The sequence below is a fragment of the Pandoraea sp. SD6-2 genome (assembly GCF_000389825.1).
Taxonomy (GTDB): domain Bacteria; phylum Pseudomonadota; class Gammaproteobacteria; order Burkholderiales; family Burkholderiaceae; genus Pandoraea; species Pandoraea communis.
On sequence record NZ_KB944429.1, the window covers coordinates 15,854 to 38,067 of the forward strand.

Genomic DNA, 22,214 nt, shown 5'->3' on the forward strand with positions numbered 1-22,214 from the left:
CACGTGCAGGTCCCGCCACACTTCCCCGCGATATCTGCGCCCCTGACGGCGCCGCTTCAGGCGCCTCTTGCGGCGCCCTCATCGATCTACCCGGCACCTTACTCCGAGGCAACGCCATGTCATTGCACAGTTACGTCAGCCACGCTGAACAATGGGAGCAACGCGCGACCATTCGTTCCCGTCCGCGCCGCATCGTCGAAGACGATGACCTGAGCTACTACCCTGTCGAGCGCCAGCCGCTTTACGCGCATCCGGCCGTCGTCGACGCAGGCCGGGAAGTGCAGGATTACATCCTGTTGCAGAGCTTTTACAAGTACATCAACGACGTCATCATCTTCGAGACGGAAATCGTCAACCGCACGGCGCTCGCCATCGCCAAATCGCGTTTCCCGTTCGAATTTCCGTTCGCCTGCCGCAGCGACGCCATGTCGGTCGTGATCGACGAGAACTACCACGCCTACGTGGCGATGGACTATCTCGATCAGGTCGAGCGCAGCACAGGTATCGGCCCCATCGAGCAGAACCGTGAAATCGAACTCTCGCGTGCCATCCCTCGTGCGATGGAATACGTACCGCCGCAATATGCGGCAGGCATGGAACTCCTTGGCGTTGCGATCTCGGAAAACACCGTCACGGCAGAAGTCGCTGCGTTCTCGCGCGACACCACGCTCAAGCGCTCGGTGAAGGGGGTGATGGCCGATCACCTCGCCGATGAAGGCCGGCACTCGGTGTTTTGGATCAATCTTGTCAAGCTGTATTGGCGCGAGATCGACGAGACGGCACGCATCGAACTCGGTCGCGGCCTGCCTTTCTTCCTGCGCGAATATCTGACCAACGAGCTGCAACTGGAATTCGACCGGCGCCTTGTCGGCACGCTCGATCTTCCCTCTGCCACGCGCGACCAGATCGCCAACGACATGGTGGGCGCGTATCCGATCACGAATCAGCATCCGATGATCGTGAACATTCGCAAATTCCTGAAGATGGCGGGGTTGCTCGATCACGAGCCGACACGCGCCGCCATCGCACAATACCTGTGAGGAACGTGCCATGAGAGCGATTTCCTTCGCCGTCGCCGGCAACAACCGCCTGGGTGCTCGCGTATTCGCGGCCCTGCACGATATGGGCCACAACGTGACGCCGCTTTGCGACGCCTCCGGGCCGCTGGGTGCGATGGCCACGCAGCTCGGAGGGACCTTGCCGAACGCGCACGCTGCCCCGCTCAAGGCCGAGTGGCTTGTCGAATGCGGCGACGCCGATCCGCGCTTCGCTTGCCGCCCAGACCAGATATTGGCGTTTTCTGCCTGCGCCCCGGCATTCCCGCCGGCCAGCGCCGAACTGTCCTGGCAATGGCAGGGCCCTGTCGGCGTCGTCGATGTTGCCTCCAGCACGAGCGAATTCGGCAGACCGGTTTGCGGCGCCGATCTTGCCGCCCAGATCGAGGGGGAAGCGGAAGCCCTGCTCGTGACTATCGTCAGTCAGCTCGGGCGCGACATATTGACCCCTCAAATGCTGAGTACGCGCGCGCCGGCAACGCCCTCACCGGGCGGCGTGACGCTCGACCTCCATCGCCTGTCCGGATGGCACGCCAGCAACGAAACGCAGCGACCGGTATCGCTCGAACCGTCGCTGCCCGAGATGGTGTCGCGCCGTGCCGTGGCAACGCCATCGGCCATCGCACTGCGCGATGCGCAGGGTGACGTCGACTACCGCACGTTCGTGGGCGCCTCGATGAAACTGGCCGCGCAACTCGCAGCAGCGATGGCTGCCCCGGCCGAATCCGGCGACCAGACACCGCGCGTCATTGCCGTTCGCTTGCCCAAGTCTCGCCTGCTTTACACGGCCATCCTCGGTGTTATCGGCGCCGGCGCCGCGTATGCCCCCCTCGATCCATCGTTCCCGCCCGATCGCGTGCGGCAGATCCTTGAGCAAAGCCGTGCCACCTGCCTCATCACCGACGACGACTTCGATGCGAGCGCACTCTCGGAACTGAACATCGACGTCGTCCGCCTGCGCTCGATCGATGCGAACGGCGTGGATATCGACGCGACGGCCTGGCCGGTGGAACGCTACGCGGATCGTCAAAGCCGTTGTGCGATCACAATCTTCACTTCCGGCTCGACCGGTACGCCCAAAGGCGTCATGCTCACGCACCGCAACATCGTGCACTTCTGCCACTGGTACCGCGACTACGTTCATCTGAGCGAGCGTTCGCGTGTGCTGCAGTTCTGCACGGTAGCGTTCGATGTCTCGCTGCTCGACATCTTCCCGACGTTCCTGTCCGGGGCCACACTCGTCATTCCGACCGAAGCGCAGCGGCACGCGCTCGACGAGTTGAGCGATCTCATCGAGCGCGAGGCGCTCACGCACGCCTTCCTGCCTCCCGCGTTGCTGGGCGTCATGCCCGACGCCGGTTGGCCTGCCCTGCGCCATCTGCTCACGGGGGGCGACGTCTGTTTTCCGGAGACCATCGCGCGCTGGAGTCAGGGGCGGGAATTCCACAATATTTTCGGCCCGGCGGAATGCACGGTTTTGGTCACCATTGCGCGCCTGCAAACGGGTGACAGCAATCGCCTGATCGGGCGACCGATCGCCAATGTTCGCTGCTACGTGCTCAACGACGCCGGGGAGCCTGCGCGTACCGGCGAGCCAGGCGAGCTGTGCGTCGCTGGCGCCGGTGTGGCCGATGGCTATCTGTATCGCCCCGATCTGACCGAGCGCGTCTTTGTGCCGAATCCATACGCCGAAACGAACGGCCAGTGGCCATCGGCACATAACGAGAGGCTGTATCGCACGGGCGATGTCGTGCAATGGGACGAAAACGGCCTGTTGCACTTCGTCGGCCGACGCGATGCGCAGGTCAAGATTCGCGGCTTCCGCGTCGAACTCGGTGAAATCGAGCAGGCGGCACTGGCGACGGGAATGTTCGGTCAATGCGCGTGTGTGGTGGACGATCGGAAGCGCATCCGGTGCTTTGTCGCCAGACCGCTCGATGGCCATGCGAACGGCGATGGGCTTCGCACCACGCTCCTCGCCCGCCTGCCCGACTACATGGTGCCCTACGAGATCGTGATGCTCGACGCCTTGCCGGCCACCAACAACGGCAAGATCGACCGCGGTGCGCTGGCACGCATTCCCGATCGACGCTCGGGCCCCCTCGACTCGCAGACGCAAGACACACCGCTCACCGAAACACAGACGCAATTGCGCGCACTCTGGGCACGGCTTCTCGACCTGGAGCCTTTCGAAATCGGTAAGGACGATTCGTTCTTCAATCTCGGCGGCCACTCGTTGCTTGTCTCGAAGCTGATGCTCGCCGTGAAGAAGGAGTTCAGCGGCAACGCCCCGCTTGCGCGGTTCATGGAGCAACCCACCATTGCCGCGCTTGCCTCATTGCTGGCGAACGACGATGTCGACAAGGGGGGGCGGATTCCGCAACGCGTGTTCGACGACATGGCACTGCCCGACGACATCCGTCCGGTCGATGGACTGCGTCCGGCGCCCGACGGGGCTCGCGCGATCCTGCTCACCGGTGCGAACGGCTTCCTCGGCACGTTCATCGCCGCCGAGCTGATTGCCCAGACCTCCGCTGTCGTGCATTGCATGGTGCGCGCCGCCAGCCAGCACGAAGGCGAAGCCCGGCTTGCCCAGGCGTTGCAGGCGAACGGTCTCGGTGCGCTCGCCGGGCACCCCCGCCTGAAGGTGATTCTCGGCGATCTCGCCAAGCCGCGACTCGGCCTCGCGCCCGCCGCATGGCGCACGCTGGCACGCGACATCGACGCGATCTATCACAACGGCGCGCACGTCAACCACGTCTACGACTATCCGTATCTCTACGACGCCAACGTCGGCGCAACACTCGAACTGCTGCGACTGGCCTGCGAGTTCCGCAACAAGTCGCTGCACTTCGTCTCGACGTTGTCCGCCGCGAGTGCGATGGACGAGACCGGCCATGTGCTCGAGCAGGGGCCGGCACGCAACGCGCCCGCGTTCGTCAACAACGGCTACAACGTGACCAAATGGGTGGCCGAACATCTGGTGTGGGAAGCCGCCGAGCGCGGCGTGGACGCGACGATCCTCCGACCGGGCAACATCACCGGTGTTGCCGACACGGGCCTTTGCCAGCCAACACGGAACCGGGTGCTTCTGCTTGTCAAAGGCTCGCTCCAACTCGGCGCCGCGCCTGCGGGCGACACCGAATTCGACTTTGCCCCGGTCGATTTTCTGGCCCGTGCCATGGTTCGCTGCACCACCGATGCGCAGCGCGAACTGCGAGTCTTCCACCTCCAGAACCCGCAACCGCTGACGTGGGAAGACTACCTCGGCGCGCTGGCGCAGTGCGGCTACGCACTGGCGCTTGAGGAGCCGGCGGACTGGCGTCAACGGTTGACGTCGATCGACGAAAGCAACGCGTTGTACGACGTCGTGGCGTTCTACCTCGACGACAGTCAGGAAGACATCGGCGATATGTCGCGCATTGCCTGTCAACGCACTGCCGGCGCACTCGCAAAACTGGGCGTGGCTTACCCGCGCAAGGATGGCCGGCTGCTCGCCAGTCACTTTGGCTATCTGATCGAGAGCGGTTTCTTGCCCGCGCCCGCCGGCAACGGCGCACGGCGTACTGAATGCGAGACGGACACGGCGTCAGTGGCGTGATCGTCATGCATCGCAACTTTGCTGTTTTCGTGCAGTCCCTTCATTTACCAAGGAGTTCATCATGCTGCAAAAAACCCGCACCGAACTGCAACCCGACACGCTGATCCACAACCTGACGACCACCGTGCATGCCGGTGTCGCGGAACTGAACGCTCCTGCGCGCAAGGTATGGGATGTGGTCGGCCGTTTCGATGGTTACAACCGCTTCGTGACCGGTCTCGAGTACATCCAGATGACGGGCACCGCCACCGGCCCTCGCTCACTGCGCCACAAGCATTTCACGGGCGGCGACCTGGTCGTGGAGCAACTCAACACCCGCGACGATGCCGGCATGACCATGAGCTGGACGCTGATCTACACCACGTTCGACATCGGCAACATGTGGGCATCCATGGAAGTCGTGCCCCGCGGCGACAAAGCCTGTACCGCAACCTACCGCATCGTCGGCGAAGCGCGCTCCGGCAATCCGAAGGATCAGCCAGCGTTCGACGACTTCGCGGTCGGCTTCCTGAAGATGGCGATGGACAACCTTCGCAAGATGTTCAACGACTGAGCGGAATTTCGCCGCATCGGGCCTTCGCGCCTTTGGTCGTTCACCGCCTCGTTCCCTCGCCCCCCGCTTCGGGAACGAGGCGTCCCTCTCCTGTTCGCTTCGTCAGGGACCGCCCCATGGACAGACACATCCCGCCCGCCGGACGCTGGCAACTCGCCGCGCGCGCACAACGCATGACGCCCTCTTCGTTGCGCGAGCTGCTCAAGGTGGCCGAAAGGCCGGACATCATCTCGTTCGCCGGCGGCCTTCCCTCTCCCTACGCGCTGCCTGTCGAGCGGCTTAGCGCCGCAGTCGGCCAGATTCTGCAACGCGACGCCACCGGTGCGCTGCAATACGGTCCGTCGGAGGGCTACACCCCACTGCGCGAAGCCATCGCGGCACGTCTGTCGCGCAGCGGCGCCACGGTGAGTCCGGCGCAGGTGCTCGTCACCACGGGATCGCAGCAGGCGCTTGATCTCGTTGCGCGCGTGCTCATCGACCCCGGCAGCCGCGTGCTGATCGAAACGCCCACGTATCTCGGCGCGGTTCAGGCGCTGGCGCAGTACGAACCTGTCTTTGAAGAAGCCCCGTCCGATGCCGGCGGTCTCATCCCGGAATGCCTCGAAGAGGCGTCGATGCGCGACGCCCGGCTGCTGTACGTCCAGCCGAACTTCCAGAACCCCACGGGCCGCACGCTGCCGCTGGATCGCCGGATTGCACTGCTCTCCCGGGCAAAACGCCACGGCCTGCTGCTCGTCGAAGACGACCCATACGGCGAACTCGTCTACAGCGGTGTCACGCCCGCGTCGCTGCTCTCGATGGCCCCTGACGATGTAGTCCACATCGGCTCGTTCTCGAAGGTCATCGCGCCGGGCCTGCGGGTGGGCTACCTCGTCGCCCCCGAAGAACTCATGATCAAGTTGCTGCAAGCCAAGCAGGCCAGCGACCTGCACACGACCGGCATCACGCAGCGGATCGCACACGCCCTGCTGACCGACGGTCAATACGATGTCCATCTCGAAGCAGTGCGCCTGCGCTATCGCGCGCAGTGTGCTCTCATGCTCAAGTGTCTGGCCGAACACATGCCAGACGGCGTGGCATGGACGCGCCCCGCCGGAGGCATGTTCCTGTGGGTTACCTTGCCGCCGGCGATCGACAGCGCCACGCTGTTCGAGGACGCGCTTGCCTGCGGCGTAGCGTTTATCCCCGGCGCGTCATTTCATGCGCTAACACCGAAAGCCAACACGATGCGCCTGACGTTTACGACCGCCACCCCCGTCCAGATCGAGACGGGTGTGGCCCGCCTGGCGCAAGCCATCAAGGCACGCCTTCGCAAGACGGCGCCCTGCCTCGCCGTCTCCTGAGACCGGTAGCCGTGCGCGTAGCGAGCATCGTGGCGAGCGCCATGTTGAACGCTATGCGCACGCCTGTATCCCTGCCGCCAACGACTCGAACAGTCCGATGTGTTGCGCCGTCTGCACGAAGCGAGGCACGCAGGGATTGCTCGATGCCGCATTCCACACGAGCGCGACATCGATATGCGGGGCGTGCAGCAGCGGCACGAACAGCACATTCTCCGCGCGCGTACTGCGCATGGAGCTGTGTACAAGCGCCACGCCGAGGCGTTGTCCGACAAGGTTGACGATGGTTTGCTGGAAATTCGTCTCGAGCCGGACTCTTGGCAGGAATCCGGCCTGACGACAGTGATCGGTAATCGTGTTGTGGATGAACGGCGAGGCGTCGCGTGGCGAAATGATGAACGGATCGTCCCGAAGTTCGCCGATCGAGATCGCGGATCGCGCTGCCAGCCGGTGGCCGGCGGGCAGCGCCGCGACGAGCGGCTCGCGAAAAATGGTCTCGGTACATAGCTCGCCGGTGGCGTCGGACGAATACATGATGCCCACGTCGAGCCTGCCGCAACGTAGTTGGTCCGCAAGGTCGGTGGGAATCGTCTCCTTGAGTTTCACTTCGATATGCGGGAAGGCGGCCGCGAAAGCTCGCGTGAGCACGGGCAGCACACTGCAAGCCACAGCGAACATGAAGCCTGCGCAAAGCACGCCTGTCTCCCCCACCTCCGCTGCGCGGGCGTGGGAGCGCGCCTGATCGAGCGTGGCCAGCACTGAGCGTGCATCTCGATTGAAGCGCTGCCCCGCAGCGGTGAGTCGAACGCTGCGCTGCGTTCGCTCGAACAGTACGACACCCAACTCCTCTTCAAGCATCGCGATCTGACGCGACAGCGGAGGCTGCGAAATATGCAGGAGATTCGCTGCGCGCCCGAAGTGGAGCGTTTCAGCCAGTACTACGAAATAGCGAAGTTGCCTCAGTTCCATGGAGCCAGCCCCTTTAGAGAACATCGGTTTCTATTCATAGCGAACTAGTATCAGTCGTCGCATCATATGGTATTGGAGACCTCAGACGAATCGAACTATCCTTGCTCTTGCTTTATGGAGCACCCCCAGACACGGCAATCGCGATCATGCGATATTGCGCAGCCAAACGCAGCGCTCGCCCAATCCTATAAAGTCAATGAGAGACGCTATGTACGCCCACGATCCGCTGGACCGTTCAAACGCAAACTTTCAGTCCTCCTTACGTCCATCCCTCAACCAACTCTGCGGTGACGACCCCGTCATGTTGGCCACCCTCTCCCGCGCCCGCATGCTCATCGATCGTCAACTTCCCATCCTGATTCTTGGAGAAACCGGCACTGGCAAGGAATACCTCTCAAGAGCATTGCATGACTACAGCACGCGCAGACGCGCCAGCATGATCTCGGTCAACTGCAGCTCGATTCCGGAGAATCTCATCGAAAGCGAGCTGTTCGGCTATCGACGTGGCGCGTTCTCGGGCGCGCTGAATTCCGGCATGAAGGGCAAGGTCGAACAGGCCGACGGCGGCACACTCTTTCTCGACGAAATCGGCGACATGCCGGCGGCCCAGCAAACGCGTCTTCTTCGGGTATTGTCCGAGCGGGAAGTCACGCCCATCGGCGCGACACATCCCGTCGCCGTCGATCTGCAACTCATTTGTGCGACGCACCAGAACCTCGAAGCGCGCGTGCAGGCGGGATCGTTTCGCGAAGACCTTTACTACCGGATTGCCGTGGGGATCGTGAATCTTCCCCCGCTACGACTACGACAGGATCGCGCCTGGTTGCTCAACAGCATGTTCATTACGGAGTCCCAAGGTAATGCGACCCTCGACTCGCTCGACAGCGAAACGCGCGAGTTACTGCTGACCTACGCCTGGCCTGGAAACCTGCGTCAGATGCGCGCCGCCGTCCAGTACGCCTGCGCCGTCAAGTCCGACGATACGATCCGGTTGCGCGACCTGCCCGCGAATCTGGTGCACAGCGCCACGTCGGCCGCGACCGCCATCGCGCCCATGCCGGTGGCCGTAGCGGCAGCGCCGCTCGATTCGCTCTCACCCATCGCCCACGGCGAGCGCGAGATCATCATCCGCGTGCTCTCGTCGCGCCGGTGGAACATTTCGGCCGCATCGCGCGAACTGGGCATCTGCCGAACGTCGCTTTATCGCAAGCTGCGCGAACTGCATATTCCCCATGTGCGCGACATGGGTAGCGACGTCCTGCGCGGACCGCAGCGCTGATCGCCCGGCACTTGTCGCACGAACGGCGGATGGCGGATGCGAACGGGCTTCGGTCCGTCTGCATCCGCTTGCCGTAACGCTTATGTGCGATCCGCAAGCAACGCCATCATCGCCGACTCCTTGTAGCGCGGGCCGGTTGTCGAGCCTGCGGCAAAGTGCGCGTCGAGTGCTTCCAGAATCTCATGCTCGACGTGGGCATCGGCAGCCCCGAGGTTCTCCTCCAGACGGCTGATGCGACGCGTTCCGGGAATTGGCACGATATCGTCGCCACGCCATAGCAGCCAGACGAGCGCCAATTGCGCGGGCGTCACACGCGCTTTACCGGCGTAGACGGCCAGGGTGTTGGCGAGGCGCATGTTCGCGTCGAAATTCTCGCCTTGCACACGCGGATCCGACGTCCGGCGCGAGTCGCCTTCGGGGAACGCCTCGGCGCGACGCGCCGTGCCCGTCAGGAAGCCGCGACCGAGCGGCGCGAACGGCACGAGTCCCACACCAAGTTCGCGCAGGCACGGCAGGATCGCCGCTTCTATGTCGCGGTGCCACAACGAGTATTCGCTTTGCAGCACGCTCACGGGATGCACGGCGTGAGCACGCCGGATCGTGCGCTCGCCAGCTTCGGACAGTCCGAAATAACGCACTTTGCCCGCCTTGACGAGATCGCCGACGGTGCCTGCCACGTCTTCGATCGGCACGTCGGGATCGACGCGGTGCTGGTAGAGCAGATCGATGTAGTCGGTACCGAGCCGCGCGAGGCTGGCGTCGACCACCTCGCGAATATGCGACGGCCGGCTATTCGCGCCGGTAACCGTGCCGTTTTCGAGACGGAATCCGAACTTTGTCGCAATGATCGCCTTGTCGCGGCGGCCCTTCAGCACGCGCCCGAGCAAGCGCTCGTTTTCGAACGGTCCGTAGACCTCTGCCGTATCGAAGAAATTGCATCCCAATGCCAGTGCCCGTTCCAATACGCGAACCGACTCCGCATCGTCGGACGGCCCGTAGGCGTAACTCATCCCCATGCAGCCCAATCCCAGCGCGGGGACTTCCAGCCCTTGCGTTCCCAATCGTCGTGTTCGCATCAAGCCGCTCCTCTGTGGTGTGAAAGGCGTGTCCGCCAGCGGAAAATGCCGGCCGACACTTCGCAGTAACGATGCAAGTTTCGAACCAATGCCCTCGATTCATTTTCGGTTTGGCGCTCACCTCCCTTTCTTCCGCTGCGGCAAGCTCGCCCGCGCCGCGTGCCTGCACGATGTCACGACGAAGGGGATCGTCTGCCGCGCCGCCTTCGCATCGCCCCGCCGCTGGTCAGATCACAACGTGTGGCGATCGACAGGTGTATGAAGTTGCGACACCTGTCGCACGCTGCGACACCTGTCCGCGATCTCGTCGTCGCGTCTCTCGCCGTCTTATGGCGGTGGCACTTAAATTGCTTGGATTCCTTTTATTCCTATGACGCCGTGCCGAGCCAGGCGCACGACTCACCATGACGCACGCCAATAACGTTGGACTGACGGGGACGGGGCTTGCGCTGTATGGCGAATCTCGTGGAGTACTGACAAGATTCGGGCAGTGGACCGCCCATCTGAGCACGGAGGAATGGAAGCGCGCCGACGCGTTTTCCCGACCGGCCGATCGGGAGGATTATGTTGCGGCGCACATCCTGGCGCGTGTTGCTGCTGCGCGCGTCATCGGCACCTCGGACATCCCGGGCCCGGAAGCCCGCACCTATGGGCTCATGCAGCGCTGCGAACGCTGTGGCGGTGCCCACGGGCGCCCGCATTTGCCGGCGCACCCCGGACTGCACGTCAGCCTGAGTCACACCCGTGGCACCGTGGCGGCAGCGTGTGCGATCGCCCCCATTGGGATCGACATCGAACATTGGGATCAGGCGATAGCCGCCGATCCGGATTTGCCTGGACTGAACGAGCGCGAGCGTATGCGTCTGGCTGCGTTCGCAAGCGTCGCGCACACGCATTTCGCGCCATCGCCGCGCGCACTCGCCTGGTTGCGGCTGTGGACGCGCAAGGAAAGCCTCGTCAAGGTCGGTGAGACAACGCTGGACACGATGAACCGCGTCGACATGTCCGGTCTGCCCATGAGCGAGGTGCCGCTTCGCGCATGGCAGCGGCGTGTCGCCCACGGGGTATGGGCAATGACGGACTGGCTCGACCCTGGACTGCGGGTCACCGGCACGGTGGCGAGTTCCGGGATCGTTGCGATCCAACGGATCGAACCTTAGCGCTATCCCGGCGCCACGTCGCACACGCACGGCTGTGCCGCACGTACCCAGGCATTGCCCCCATCCGTCATTCGGGAGCCAGTCTTTCCAGCAGCATCGACACGAACGTTTGCGTAATGGGAGGTAGCGTCCGCCCTCGCTTCTTGATCAAGGCGATGGGGCGCAAGAACGCCTCATGATCCACCGGGCGAATCAGCAACTCCGGTTCTGCCCTGACCTCCCGGGCAGATTCTGGCAGGATCGTGACACCGAGTCCCGCCCTGACCATGGCGACGGCCGTCATCATGTAGGTCGGCTCGCACGCAATCTCCGGCGTGTAGCCGCCGCGCGCAAAAGCGCCGTCCACGACCGCCCGGACACTGGTGTTCTGCGCCGTCAGCACCAACGGCACGCTGGCGAGATCCGCGAGGCCAAGGTGTTTGCGCCGTGCGAGCTTGTGACGCGCAGGTAGCACCGCCACCAGGTGATCGCCGCCCGAATACAGCACGTCGAACTCGGCGCCAGTCGTCTCCCCACCCGTCAGTCCGATGTCGACCTCCTCACTGCGCACCAGCGAGTCGACCACCCCGGCCACGGCGTCGCGTACATGAAAGCCCGCGCGCGGCACGCGGGTCTTCATCTGCTGAATCAACTCCGGTAATACGCTCGCCGCAAACGTTGGCAGGCAGGCGATGCGCACCATGCCGCTCGACCCGTCGCCCAAAGCGCGTGCGTCGATCAGCACATGCTCCATGTCATGCAGCGACTTTTGCAGCAACGGCAACAGCGCGCGTCCTGCCGGGGTCAACGCCACGTTGCGGCTGTTGCGATCGAATAACCGCACGCCGACTGTCTCCTCCAGCCGCCGAATCTGTACGGTCAACGCCGGTTGCGACAGATGCAGCCCCCTTGCGGCACGCGTAAAGCTACCACTCTGCGCCACCGCAAGGAATGCGCGAATGTCTCGTAGATTCAGATCCATTATGTTTTTTGATTACTGCAATCAAATCATTTCAATTGATTTATCAATCCCCGGAACTTACGCTCCAACGCACTAAAAGACAATATTGGAGACAAGCACATGCTGCCATTGCTGGGGCTGGCCACCATCGTCGTGCTGCTCGGCGCGATTCTGTCAAAACGGATGTCGCCACTGGTGGCGCTCATCATCGTACCGATTGCGGCGTCGTTGATCGGCGGGTTTGGCTTCCAAACGAGCAAATTCGTGATCGACGGGCTGAAGAGTCTTGCGCCGGTCGTTGGCATGTTCGTCTTCGCGATCCTCTACTTCGGCACCATTACCGATGCAGGCACGCTCGATCCGATCATCGACCGCATTCTGAAAGCGGTCGGTACACGGCCGACACGTATCGTCGTAGGCACAACGTTGCTGGCGTTGCTCATCCATCTCGACGGCTCCGGCGCGGTTTGCTTCCTCGTCACGATTCCCGCAATGCTGCCGCTCTACGATCGCCTCGGCATGGACCGTCGAGTGCTCGCGGCCGCCGTATCGATGGCCGCAGGCATCAACTTCCTGCCGTGGACCGGGCCAATGATCCGGGCCTCGGCGTCGCTGCACTTGCCCGTGTCGAGTCTGTTCAATCCGCTGATTCCGGTGCAGGCCATCGGACTGGTCTTCGTGTTCGGCATGGCTTACTGGCTGGGGCGTCGCGAAGAGAAGCGTCTCGGACTGACCGCCGCTGGTGGCGCAGTCCCCATGCCGAAACGCGAGTTGTCGCCGGAAGAGCAGGCGCTGCGCCGCCCGAAACTCTTCTGGTTCAACATCGTGCTCACGCTGATCGTGCTGGGCACCATGGTCGTGATGGGCGAGAAGATTCCGCCCGCGATCATGTTCATGGTGGGTCTGTGCGTGGCGTTGATGGTGAATTATCCGAACGTCGACATGCAGCGCAAACGTATCGACGCACATGCGCGTGCCGCGTTGATGATGGCGGGCATTCTGCTCGCCGCGGGTGTGTTCACCGGGGTGATGCAAGGCAGCGGGATGCTCAAGGCGATGGCGCAAGGTGCCGTGGGCTTCGTGCCGCAAGGCATGGCGAGCCACATTCCGGTCGCTCTCGGGTTGGTGTCGATGCCGCTTAGCATGCTCTTCGATCCCGATTCGTTCTATTTCGGCGTTCTGCCGGTCATTGCCGAAGTGGCCGGACAACTGGGTGTACCGGCGGTGCAAGTCGGTCAAGCCGCGTTGCTGGGCCAAATGACCACGGGCTTCCCGGTGAGCCCGCTCACACCGGCCACCTTCCTCGTGGTCGGTCTGTGCCGCATCGATCTGGCCGATCACCAGAAATTCACGTTTCCGTTGCTCTTCGGCGCGTCGATCGTCATGACGATCGCGGCCGCCGCGCTCGGCGTCTTCCCTCTTTAAGCCTTACCGAACGGACTCGACCCGCATGACAGGCAAGCCAACCCACCCGGCCCCGCGACGCATTCGAATCGGTGCGGGCGCCGGGTATTCCGGCGACCGTATCGAACCCGCGGTCGAACTCGCGGCGCGCGGGGCACTCGATTACCTGGTTTTCGAATGCCTCGCCGAGCGCACGATTGCCATCGCGCAACAGGCACGCCGCAAAGACCCGCAAGCCGGCTACGACCCGCTGCTCGAAGCACGGATGACTGCCGTCCTGCCGGCCGCGATGCGCAATGGCGTACGGATCGTCTCGAACATGGGCGCTGCGAATCCGCTTGCGGCAGCACGCAAAACGGCCGAGATCGCTCGCAAGCTAGGACTAGGCGGCGTGAAAATCGCCGCCGTCACCGGCGACGACGTGCTCGACGTCGTGCTGCAAAGCGATGCGAAGTTCGAGGAAACCGGCGAGAGCGTAGCGTCCTACCGAAAGCAGATCGTGTCGGCGAACGCGTATCTCGGGGCAACCGCCATCGTCGACGCATTGGCTGCGGGGGCGCAGATCGTATTGACCGGGCGCGTAGCAGACCCCTCACTGTTTGCCGCGCCGCTGATCCACGAGTTCGGCTGGCGCATGGACGACTGGGACAGGCTGGGTCAAGCCACTGTCGTCGGGCATCTGTTGGAGTGTGCGGGACAGGTCACGGGCGGCTATTTCGCCGATCCCGGCTACAAGGACGTGCCTGATCTCGCAAAGCTCGGCTTTCCGATTGGAGAAGTGTCGGCCGACGGCTCGGTCGTCATCACGAAAGTCCCGCAAGCCGGGGGGCGTGTCACGCAAGCCACTTGCAAAGAGCAATTGCTGTACGAAATTCACGATCCCCGGCGATACCTTCAGCCGGACGTCGTCGCCGATTTCTCTGAAGTCCGCGTGGCGGAGGAAGCGCCCGACCGGGTCCGAGTCACGGGGGGACGCGGGACGCCCCGTACGGACACGCTCAAGGTGTCCGTCGGATATGTCGACGGATTCATCGGGGAAGGACAGATCTCCTATGGCGGCCCCGGCGCGGTTGCGCGCGCACGGCTTGCTATCGAGATCGTGCGTGAACGCCTTGCCTTGACCGGCGTGCAGACAGGCGAACTGCGTTTCGACGTGATCGGCGTGGATTCACTGTACGGCAAGACATTGGATTCACTGAATGCAGAGCCGCACGAGGTTCGCGTGCGCGTGGCAGGACGTACGACATCCGCCGAACAGGCCGTGCGCATCGGCAACGAAGTTGAGACGTTGTACACGAATGGCCCGGCCGGCGGTGGCGGCGCGACGAAATCGGTGCGCGAAGTGCTGGCGGTTCAGTCAGTGCTGTTGCCGCGCGAGCACGCGAGACCCGCGTTCACCCTTGTGGAGATTTGAGATGAAGCTGCGAGAACTCGCGCATTCGCGCACGGGAGACAAAGGCAACACGCTCAATGTCTCGCTCATCTGTTACGACGCACAACATTACGAACATCTTCGCGTCGAAGTCACGGCTGATCGGGTCAAGGCATTCCTGGCAGATGTCGTGCTCGGAGATGTCGTGCGTTACGAGCTTCCCCATCTGGCGGCTTTCAACTTCGTATTGGGCAAGGCGCTGGGGGGTGGCGTGACACGCTCGCTCGCATTGGACGCGCACGGCAAATCGCTGAGTTCAGCGTTGCTGGATCTTGAGGTTGTGGCACCGAATTAAGATGCCAGCGAGGCGTTGGGAACACACGATTCGCGTCTTACCGATCGCGGGGGCTGATGTTGACCTGCCTTCGTTTTTCCGAAACGCCCTTGGAGTCCGAGTTTGAAAAGCGCTGTCTGGCTACACCGTCGCAGAGTCTATTCAGGGGAGCAGGTCAACGGTCCTTGAATCCCCCAGCGCAGGCCGAAGGGTGGGCTATCGCAGAACGTACGTAGCAAAAGCCCCCCTCCGTGAACCGAGACATTGAAGCGCCGTCGCTTTGACTTACAACGGCGTCTCTTCCAACTTCGACAGCGGAGGAACGGCGCCTTCATTGGCAAGCAACGCCCGTTTGCGCACGTATCGCAACAAGCTGGTCGCGCCGTAGCGAGATCCCCCCATGCCCGACTGCTTGAACGCCATCTTTTCGCCATCGAACATCATCACGCGCGGCAACTCGGTGTCGTTGATGCTGACCCCGCCGGCCTCCATCTTCAGTGCGAAATTCCCTGCGACATGAGAATCCGGACCGAATACCGCGCCGGACAATCCGAATTGGCTATCGTTCATAAGGTGCTCGGCTTCGTCCTCCGTTGAGAATTTCATCACCGGTACGATCGGACCGAAGGTCTCTTCGGTCATCAACGTCATTTCATGACTCGCCCCGACGAGAATGGTCGGGTCGATCCAAACGGCACCGTCGACCGTCTGACTCTTGCCGCCCGATACGATGCGGGCTCCTTTTGCCACAGCATCATCGAGTTGGGCATCGATGATCGCGCCCTGCCGGGCGAAAATCATCGGACCATAATGGCCGCCATCCCCTGCCGCGAAACTGCGTTTGAGGGTCGCCGCCTGGCGAACCATCGCGTCGACCAGCCGATCGTGCAGTGAAGCGTGTGCGTAGACGCGTTCGATGGCGTAACACACCTGTCCCGAATTGTAGAGTGCCGAGCGCAAGATGCTGGTGGCGGCGCGCTCTACATCGGCGCCCTCGAGCACGACGGCAGCATCCTTGCCCCCAAGCTCCAGAAACGCAGGAATGAACGCTTCGGCCGCCGCGACGGCGATCTTCCGTCCGGTCGGAATGCTGCCCGTAAACACTACCGCGTCGGACTTGGCGACTAAAGCTTGCCCGGTGCTGGCACCGCCTTGAACCAGTTGGAGCACGTCCTTCAGTCCCGGAACGGCCTCAATTGTCTTGCGAAGCGGTTCGACGAATCGCGGCGTGACTTCGCTCGGTTTGATAATGACCGCCGCACCGGCCACCAACGCCGGAATCGCGTCGATAAATGAGAGAACCAACGGGAAGTTCCATGGGCTGATGACACCCACGAGCGAATAGGGAACGTAAGTCACCTTGAAAACGACATCCGGGTGCGATGCGACCTTACGAAAAGGCGTCGCGAGCACTTCGGGCGCAGCCTCACAAAACCCGTGGATGAAATGAATGACAGCGTCGAGTTCTTCCTCGGAGATGCGCGCGCGAGCCGTATCGACCGACAGTGCAGCCACAATATTGGCCCCTTGCGTCTTTAGCGCATCGGCCCAAGCCATCAGAATTTGCGTGCGATACTCAAGGCCGCGTTCGGCCCACTGCCGCTGTGCTGCGCGAGCGCGATCGGCCATTTCGCCGACTTCCTCAGCCGTTGCAGCGTTAAAAGAATAGTCATATTGTCCCGTCCGCGGATTGCGAACTTCCATTGCTGACATGATCGCCTCACTTAAACAGATTTCAGAAGGAGCATGCTCGGCGCGAAGCTCTCGGCATCGGCACGGCAAACCTTCCTTCAATCGTAACAAGGCAATCAGCGGGTAAAAACAAGGGAGATGGCGAAGGGACCGATTTCCTATTTCTAAGTGCGCGAGTCAAATACTTCGCATTGCCGACGCTAGGGTGATCGCACGACGCTCATGCGCCAATGTCGTACTCTCTTTCGTGTCAATTGAACTGCTCTCTGCGGTGGCAACGGAGTTAACCAATGGGGCGCTCGGGAATGTTGTCTTCGTCCGAAACTTCTCGGGCGGGGGCAGTGCCCTCCGCGCCACTGAGACGGCGAGCGTCCTTGGGCGAGAAGCCGAAAAAATCGCGAAATGAGGTAGTGAAACTCGTCTGATGCTGATAGCCAACCGCCAACGCTACCTGTCCGACCGGTAAGCGCTCCTGCACCAGTAATCTGAGGGCTTCATGCATACGGCACCGTTGGCTGTATTCGAAAATCGTCACTCCGTAGAGAAACTTGAAGCCACGCTTCAGCTTTGAAGCATTAGTCCCCACGGCACGAGCCAATTCGGGAATGGTCATGGTTTTCTGCAGGTCCGCCACGATAAGCTCGCGTGCGCGTCCGATCAGGCGCAAATCGCGCGACGACAATATCTCGCCCGACTGACTGACGTCGAGACTGCCAATCCACATGCCGATACTCGCGCAGAGTATTTCGGCGCACTTCGCCTCCACGTATATCAACTCCCGAGCGCCGTGGTAGGGGCTCGCCAGCAAATGCTCCACGACATGGAGCGCTTCCATGCTCAACCGCATTTGCGAGTGATAGATCTGGTCGCTCGTCACCGAAGCAAGTTTCGCTCGAATGCCGTCGGCTTCCTCTCCCAACGAACGCAACACCTTGTCGAAGTATTTCCGCGACACGTACATGCCAATCGCACGCCAGACACCCGCAGCGCACGTGACCTGATATCGCAAATCAGCGCCCTGATAGCAAATCATCAGGTTCGGCGCGCTGACATGAACGTGTCCCGTCTCACTGAGATCCACTTCCGCAGGCCCGGATACGAGATAGTGGAACTCCACAAACCCCTCCGGAGGGACCATTTCCGAGCGGGCGTGAGCATAGTGGCAATCCGACACCACAATGAATATCTCGTCTCGCACGCTAATCATCTTCCAGGCGCCCTCCTCGGCCCCCCCTGGCACCTGCACGGTACGGCCATATAGCCCCAATTCAGGCGCAACCACACAATCAGAGGCCGCCCGCACCCGATGAAACGCTTCCGTCAAGCGGGATCCAGTGCCGGCAAGCACCGTGCGAAACAACCCTGAGCAGGGCGATGACGCAATGGCCTCGGGGGTGGAAACAGATATCTGTGCGTGAGTCATAGGTCCCTGCCAGTCCGTAACACGTTCACCGATTATAGAAGGGGCCGTTGGCGGATCGATATTCTGGTTCCCCCCAAATTCCCTCGAATTCGAGTGCCGGAATCTTAAAAAAATCGCGATCCCTAACTCTGCATACACTTCCCCAACATCCCCTCTCCTGCCCTGCGATATATCTCAGGCGTGCCTCGAACAAGCGCAATACGGTTCGGCATATCCCTGTCTTCAAACGAATGGCTGCCAGTACCACGTCAGTGCGCCAGCAACCGTTTCCATAACGCTATTGAGGCTTTTGCATGAGACACTTCCTCGCCAAGCTGCACTCACGCGGCGAACTCCTGACCGTCGAACGCGAGGTGGATCCGCGCTTCGAAGCCGCAGCGGTGGCGCGTCGCCTCCAAACGGTGACCAACCGGCCGGTTTTATTCAAGCGGGTAAGAGGCTCGGCGCTGCCGGTAGTGATGAATCTATATAGCGATCACCAGCGCCTTCGCGAGATTATCCGGTGCGCCGACGACGAAACGTTTTGCGCTCGCCTCGACAAGGAGATCACGCTTGCCTCAACGCTGGAGAAGTCCGTCGAGTTCGTGACACAACCCGACGACTGGGAAACGGGCAAGCTCTCGGATCTTCCAATTCTCACGTACCACGAACGCGACGGTGCGCCTTACATTACCTCCGGACTGTTCCTCGCCAAAGACCCGAACACCGGCATTCCCAATCTATCGTTCCACCGCTCGATGGTCATATCCGACACCGAGCTGCGCATCAGACTCGGTAGCTCGCATGATCTCGCTCGCTATCAGCACGCCGCAGAAGCACGAGGCGAAGCGTTGGAAGCGGCCATTCTGATCAGCGCAGCGCCCGAACTATTTATGGCGGCATGCGTATCGTTGCCCCCCGATGGCGACGAGATCGCACTGGCGTCGGCGATGCGGGGTGGGCCGATCGCCATGCGACGCGGACATACGATCAGCCTCGACGTCCCCGTCGCGGCAGACATCGTGATAGAAGGTCGCATCCTGCCCAACGTAAGACGCCCTGAAGGCCCGTTCGGTGAGTTCATGGGCTACTACGTCGACATCGGCGAGAACCACGTTTTTGAAGTCACTCACGTGGGCTGGCGCAAGAACGCGGTGTTCCACGGATTGATATGCGGCTCGAACGAGGACCTGAGGCCATTGGAAGCGGCCACCGCCGCGCGAATCTACAAATCGGTCGCCTCGCAAGTTCGGGGCGTCATTGACGTGTCATGCCAGCCGACGGTGATGAATACGATCATCAAGATCGACAAACAATATGACGGACATGCACAACATGTCCTGTTGGCAGCCATGGGTGCACACCTTGATTACAGCAAGCTGTGTATCGTCGTCGATGACGACATCGATATCTACAACCTCGACGAGGTCATATGGGCTTTTCTCACCCGAGGGCGGGCGGACACCCGCACATTGGTCCTTCCCGGCGTACCGGGCTTCTACCGCGACCCGCATAAGGACCACTGGGGACGGCTTGCCATCGACGCCACGAAACCGTGGGGACGTGAAGCCGAGTTCGAACGCAAATCAATTCCCGGCACGACAACGCTCGATCTGCTCGACTACCTGCCGCAATTGGCCGGCGATGGACTCGCGCGATGACACGCCGGATCGTTGTTGCGATAACGGGCGCCACGGGCGCCATCTATGGCGTACGCCTACTCGCCGCTCTGCGCGAGAGGGAGGTCGAATCGCACCTGGTGGTCTCTCGTGCCGGATGGATGACACTGCATGACGAGATGAACCTCGGCAAAGCGGACATGAAGCATGCGGCGAGCTTCATGCACGATATCAACGACGTAGGCGCAACACTCGCGAGCGGATCATTCGTTCACGACGGCATGGCCATCGCGCCGTGCTCGATGAAAACGCTGGCGGCGGTCGCCCACGGATTCGACGACAACCTGATCACGCGCGCCGCCGACGTGACGCTAAAAGAACGTCGCAAGCTCCTGATGCTCGCACGCGAAACGCCATTGACGCTTGCGCATCTGCAGAACATGACGATGATCACTCAGATGGGGGGAGTGGTAATGCCGCCTTTACCGGCGTTCTACGCAAAGCCAAGAACGGTGGAGGACATGGTCGGGTATACGGTCAATCGAATGCTGGACCAGTTTGGTCTCAACACGGAAGGTGCCTACTCCCGCTGGAACGGATTCGCCCGCTGAAAAAAACGCCGCCCGGCTAGTTTGGAAACCGGGCGGCGTAACCCTCGGACTTCTCGCGAATGCGATTTTCCGCGATACCACTCTGTGTCAGGGCGTCGCGGGCTTGAGCTTGCGGGACGGCGCGCCCTTACGCTTGCGTGCAGCCATGGCCAACAGGGTCGCCAATACGAAAACGGCTGTGACGAGCTTGAGATCCGACGGCTGGAAACCCAATGTCAGAACAACGGAGATCAACTGGAAGTACACGATCGAGCCAATCACGGGGGCGATCACCTGCCGGGTCATCGAACGATTCCCGATGAGCGCTTCACCGAGCAGCAACGCCGCCAATCCGTTAACAAGCACCCCGAACCCCATATTCACGTCGGCAAAACCCTGGTTTTGGGCAAGCACGGCCCCTCCCATGGAAGCAAACAGATTCGCCAGCCCGAGGCCGCACAACGTGTACACCTTCACGTTGATGCCCTGAGCCTTCGCCATCGCCGCACTCGATCCAATTGCCCGCATCGCCATGCCATGCTGGGTTCCCAGGAACCAGATCACCAACCCCGCAATCGCAATATCGATCGCCCCGAGCATGACAATCCGCGGCAGATAGCCGCTGCCATCACCGGGAAGTGCCGAGAAGATGCTCGCAAAGGTGAACAATGCCGCATTGGGTTGCCCCATCACCCGAATATCGACGGAGTAGAGCATCGAGAGCACGAGAATCCCGCACAGAAGCGTGTTTATCTTCACCTTCTCGTGAATGAATCCCGTGAGCAGGCCAGCCAGAAAGCCCGCCAATGCCCCAGCAAGCAGCGACGTCACGGGGTCGAGGCCAAGCATGAGGAATTTCGCGCAAACGCACGCGCCGAAGGGGAATGACCCTTCGCCGGTCATGTCCGCAAAATTCAGTATCCGGAACGGAATCATGATCGCGATGGCGATCAACGCATATGTCAGCCCCTGGAGAATGCCGACAGGCACCAGGTCGAGGAATCCCGAAATCAAATTCATCAGATATTCGCCGTTTGCGGCGCCTCCTGCTCAGCGGTTTCGTGAAACGTTGCGATCAGCTTTTCCATCGTCATGCGGCGCTTTGCCTCTCCCGTCAAATTGCCCACGACTTGCCCATCCGACATCATGATGAGTCGATTGCCATAGTCCAACGCGTGTTGCATGTTATGCGTGACCATCAGCGTCGTGAGTTGCTGCTCACGGACGACTTGCTCAGTTACCTGCATCACGATCTCCGCCGTGCGGGGGTCAAGCGCGGCGGTATGCTCGTCGAGCAGCAGCAATTGGGGCCGGCGCAGCACAGCCATGAGCAGCGACAGTGCCTGCCGCTGCCCACCCGAGAGCAACGACGCTTTCGCTTTCAATCGCTTTTCGAGACCCAGGTTGAACGAGGCGATACGCGCCTCGAAGTGGCTCATTTGCTTGCTCGTGAGGCCTCTACCGAAAGTGCGGCGTTGCCCACGAAGTGCGGCCACGGCCAGGTTTTCTTCAAGACTCAAGGCCGCCGCGGTACCGACGGAGGGGTCCTGAAACACGCGCGCAATAAATTCGGCTCGCCGATGCGTGGGCAGCGACGTCACGTCGCGCCCGTTGACGCTAATGGTTCCGGTATCCGACTCGACCTCGCCTGCGAGCAGATTCAAAAACGTCGATTTACCCGCACCGTTGCCACCGACGACAACAGCGAAGTCGCCTGCATTGAGTTCCAGCGAGACATCAGTCAACGCCACGCGCTCATCGACCGTGCCCGCGTGAAACGTCTTGCTGACACCAGAGACCGACAGCATGGGCAATGCGTCCTGATTCA

At 61.7% G+C, this 22,214-nt stretch carries 18 protein-coding genes; 11 read left to right on the forward strand and 7 right to left on the reverse strand.

What is annotated here, in order from left to right:
- Nucleotides 1-116 precede the first annotated feature (116 nt).
- From C266_RS06730 to C266_RS06745, 4 genes are all read left to right on the forward strand, one after another.
- Nucleotides 117-1,040 carry a diiron oxygenase gene (locus tag C266_RS06730; RefSeq protein ID WP_010805354.1) on the forward strand — a complete coding sequence of 308 codons (924 nt, stop codon included), beginning with the start codon at nucleotides 117-119 and terminating at the stop codon, nucleotides 1,038-1,040.
- Between the two features lie 10 nt (nucleotides 1,041-1,050).
- On the forward strand, nucleotides 1,051-4,656 hold the full coding sequence (locus tag C266_RS06735; RefSeq protein WP_010805355.1) for an amino acid adenylation domain-containing protein: 3,606 nt from the start codon (nucleotides 1,051-1,053) through the stop codon (nucleotides 4,654-4,656).
- Nucleotides 4,657-4,717: 61 nt separating this feature from the next.
- Nucleotides 4,718-5,209: an SRPBCC family protein gene (locus tag C266_RS06740; protein ID WP_010805356.1), complete on the forward strand. Its 492-nt coding sequence runs from the start codon at nucleotides 4,718-4,720 to the stop codon at nucleotides 5,207-5,209.
- Between the two features lie 116 nt (nucleotides 5,210-5,325).
- Nucleotides 5,326-6,552 carry a PLP-dependent aminotransferase family protein gene (locus C266_RS06745; protein ID WP_010805357.1) on the forward strand — a complete coding sequence of 409 codons (1,227 nt, stop codon included), beginning with the start codon at nucleotides 5,326-5,328 and terminating at the stop codon, nucleotides 6,550-6,552.
- A 51-nt stretch (nucleotides 6,553-6,603) separates the two neighbouring features.
- Here C266_RS06745 and C266_RS06750 read toward each other — a convergent pair whose 3' ends face one another.
- The gene (locus C266_RS06750) at nucleotides 6,604-7,518 is read right to left on the reverse strand and encodes a LysR family transcriptional regulator (RefSeq protein ID WP_010805358.1); all 915 of its coding nucleotides are present in this window, start codon (nucleotides 7,516-7,518) and stop codon (nucleotides 6,604-6,606) included.
- A 301-nt stretch (nucleotides 7,519-7,819) separates the two neighbouring features.
- Between C266_RS06750 and C266_RS06755 the strand changes: the two genes are divergently transcribed.
- Entirely contained in the window at nucleotides 7,820-8,797 is a 978-nt protein-coding gene (locus C266_RS06755; protein WP_010805359.1) for a sigma-54-dependent Fis family transcriptional regulator, read from the forward strand.
- 80 nt (nucleotides 8,798-8,877) lie between these two features.
- Here C266_RS06755 and C266_RS06760 read toward each other — a convergent pair whose 3' ends face one another.
- Nucleotides 8,878-9,873, reverse strand: coding sequence for an aldo/keto reductase (locus C266_RS06760; protein WP_036661898.1), 996 nt, complete (start codon nucleotides 9,871-9,873; stop codon nucleotides 8,878-8,880).
- Between the two features lie 404 nt (nucleotides 9,874-10,277).
- Here C266_RS06760 and C266_RS06765 point away from each other — a divergent pair, with 404 nt between their 5' ends.
- Nucleotides 10,278-11,033, forward strand: a complete 756-nt coding sequence (locus tag C266_RS06765) for a 4'-phosphopantetheinyl transferase superfamily protein (RefSeq protein ID WP_010805361.1) — start codon at nucleotides 10,278-10,280, stop codon at nucleotides 11,031-11,033.
- 67 nt (nucleotides 11,034-11,100) lie between these two features.
- Here the strand turns inward: C266_RS06765 and C266_RS06770 are convergent, their stop codons facing one another.
- A complete protein-coding gene (locus C266_RS06770; protein WP_010805362.1) occupies nucleotides 11,101-11,994 on the reverse strand; it encodes a LysR family transcriptional regulator in 894 nt (297 codons plus the stop codon).
- Nucleotides 11,995-12,093: 99 nt separating this feature from the next.
- Here C266_RS06770 and C266_RS06775 point away from each other — a divergent pair, with 99 nt between their 5' ends.
- Genes C266_RS06775 through C266_RS06785 form a run of 3 tightly spaced genes read left to right on the forward strand, consistent with a single transcriptional unit; the run spans nucleotide 12,094 to nucleotide 15,104 of the window.
- The gene (locus C266_RS06775; protein ID WP_010805363.1) at nucleotides 12,094-13,398 is read left to right on the forward strand and encodes a CitMHS family transporter; all 1,305 of its coding nucleotides are present in this window, start codon (nucleotides 12,094-12,096) and stop codon (nucleotides 13,396-13,398) included.
- A 25-nt stretch (nucleotides 13,399-13,423) separates the two neighbouring features.
- Nucleotides 13,424-14,791, forward strand: a complete 1,368-nt coding sequence (locus C266_RS06780; protein WP_010805364.1) for an acyclic terpene utilization AtuA family protein — start codon at nucleotides 13,424-13,426, stop codon at nucleotides 14,789-14,791.
- Between the two features lies 1 nt (nucleotide 14,792).
- Complete coding sequence (locus tag C266_RS06785) at nucleotides 14,793-15,104, forward strand: hypothetical protein (RefSeq protein WP_010805365.1); 312 nt, start codon at nucleotides 14,793-14,795, stop codon at nucleotides 15,102-15,104.
- Between the two features lie 264 nt (nucleotides 15,105-15,368).
- On the opposite strand, the gene C266_RS06790 is transcribed toward C266_RS06785, so the two are convergent.
- Nucleotides 15,369-16,877: an aldehyde dehydrogenase family protein gene (locus C266_RS06790; RefSeq protein WP_246831149.1), complete on the reverse strand. Its 1,509-nt coding sequence runs from the start codon at nucleotides 16,875-16,877 to the stop codon at nucleotides 15,369-15,371.
- Between the two features lie 181 nt (nucleotides 16,878-17,058).
- Nucleotides 17,059-18,198 carry a helix-turn-helix transcriptional regulator gene (locus C266_RS06795; protein ID WP_081636194.1) on the reverse strand — a complete coding sequence of 380 codons (1,140 nt, stop codon included), beginning with the start codon at nucleotides 18,196-18,198 and terminating at the stop codon, nucleotides 17,059-17,061.
- 293 nt (nucleotides 18,199-18,491) lie between these two features.
- Here C266_RS06795 and C266_RS06800 point away from each other — a divergent pair, with 293 nt between their 5' ends.
- Together C266_RS06800 and C266_RS06805 are read left to right on the forward strand one after the other, a co-directional pair.
- The gene (locus C266_RS06800; protein WP_010805368.1) at nucleotides 18,492-19,838 is read left to right on the forward strand and encodes a UbiD family decarboxylase; all 1,347 of its coding nucleotides are present in this window, start codon (nucleotides 18,492-18,494) and stop codon (nucleotides 19,836-19,838) included.
- Entirely contained in the window at nucleotides 19,835-20,407 is a 573-nt protein-coding gene (locus C266_RS06805; RefSeq protein WP_010805369.1) for a UbiX family flavin prenyltransferase, read from the forward strand. Before C266_RS06800 ends, C266_RS06805 begins: the two co-directional genes overlap by 4 nt.
- Before the next feature lie 87 nt (nucleotides 20,408-20,494).
- Here the strand turns inward: C266_RS06805 and C266_RS06810 are convergent, their stop codons facing one another.
- Nucleotides 20,495-21,406 (reverse strand): ABC transporter permease, encoded by a 912-nt coding sequence (locus tag C266_RS06810; protein WP_010805370.1) that lies wholly within the window; start codon nucleotides 21,404-21,406, stop codon nucleotides 20,495-20,497.
- Entirely contained in the window at nucleotides 21,406-22,194 is a 789-nt protein-coding gene (locus tag C266_RS06815; RefSeq protein WP_036661947.1) for an ABC transporter ATP-binding protein, read from the reverse strand. Before C266_RS06815 ends, C266_RS06810 begins: the two co-directional genes overlap by 1 nt.
- Nucleotides 22,195-22,214 lie beyond the last annotated feature (20 nt).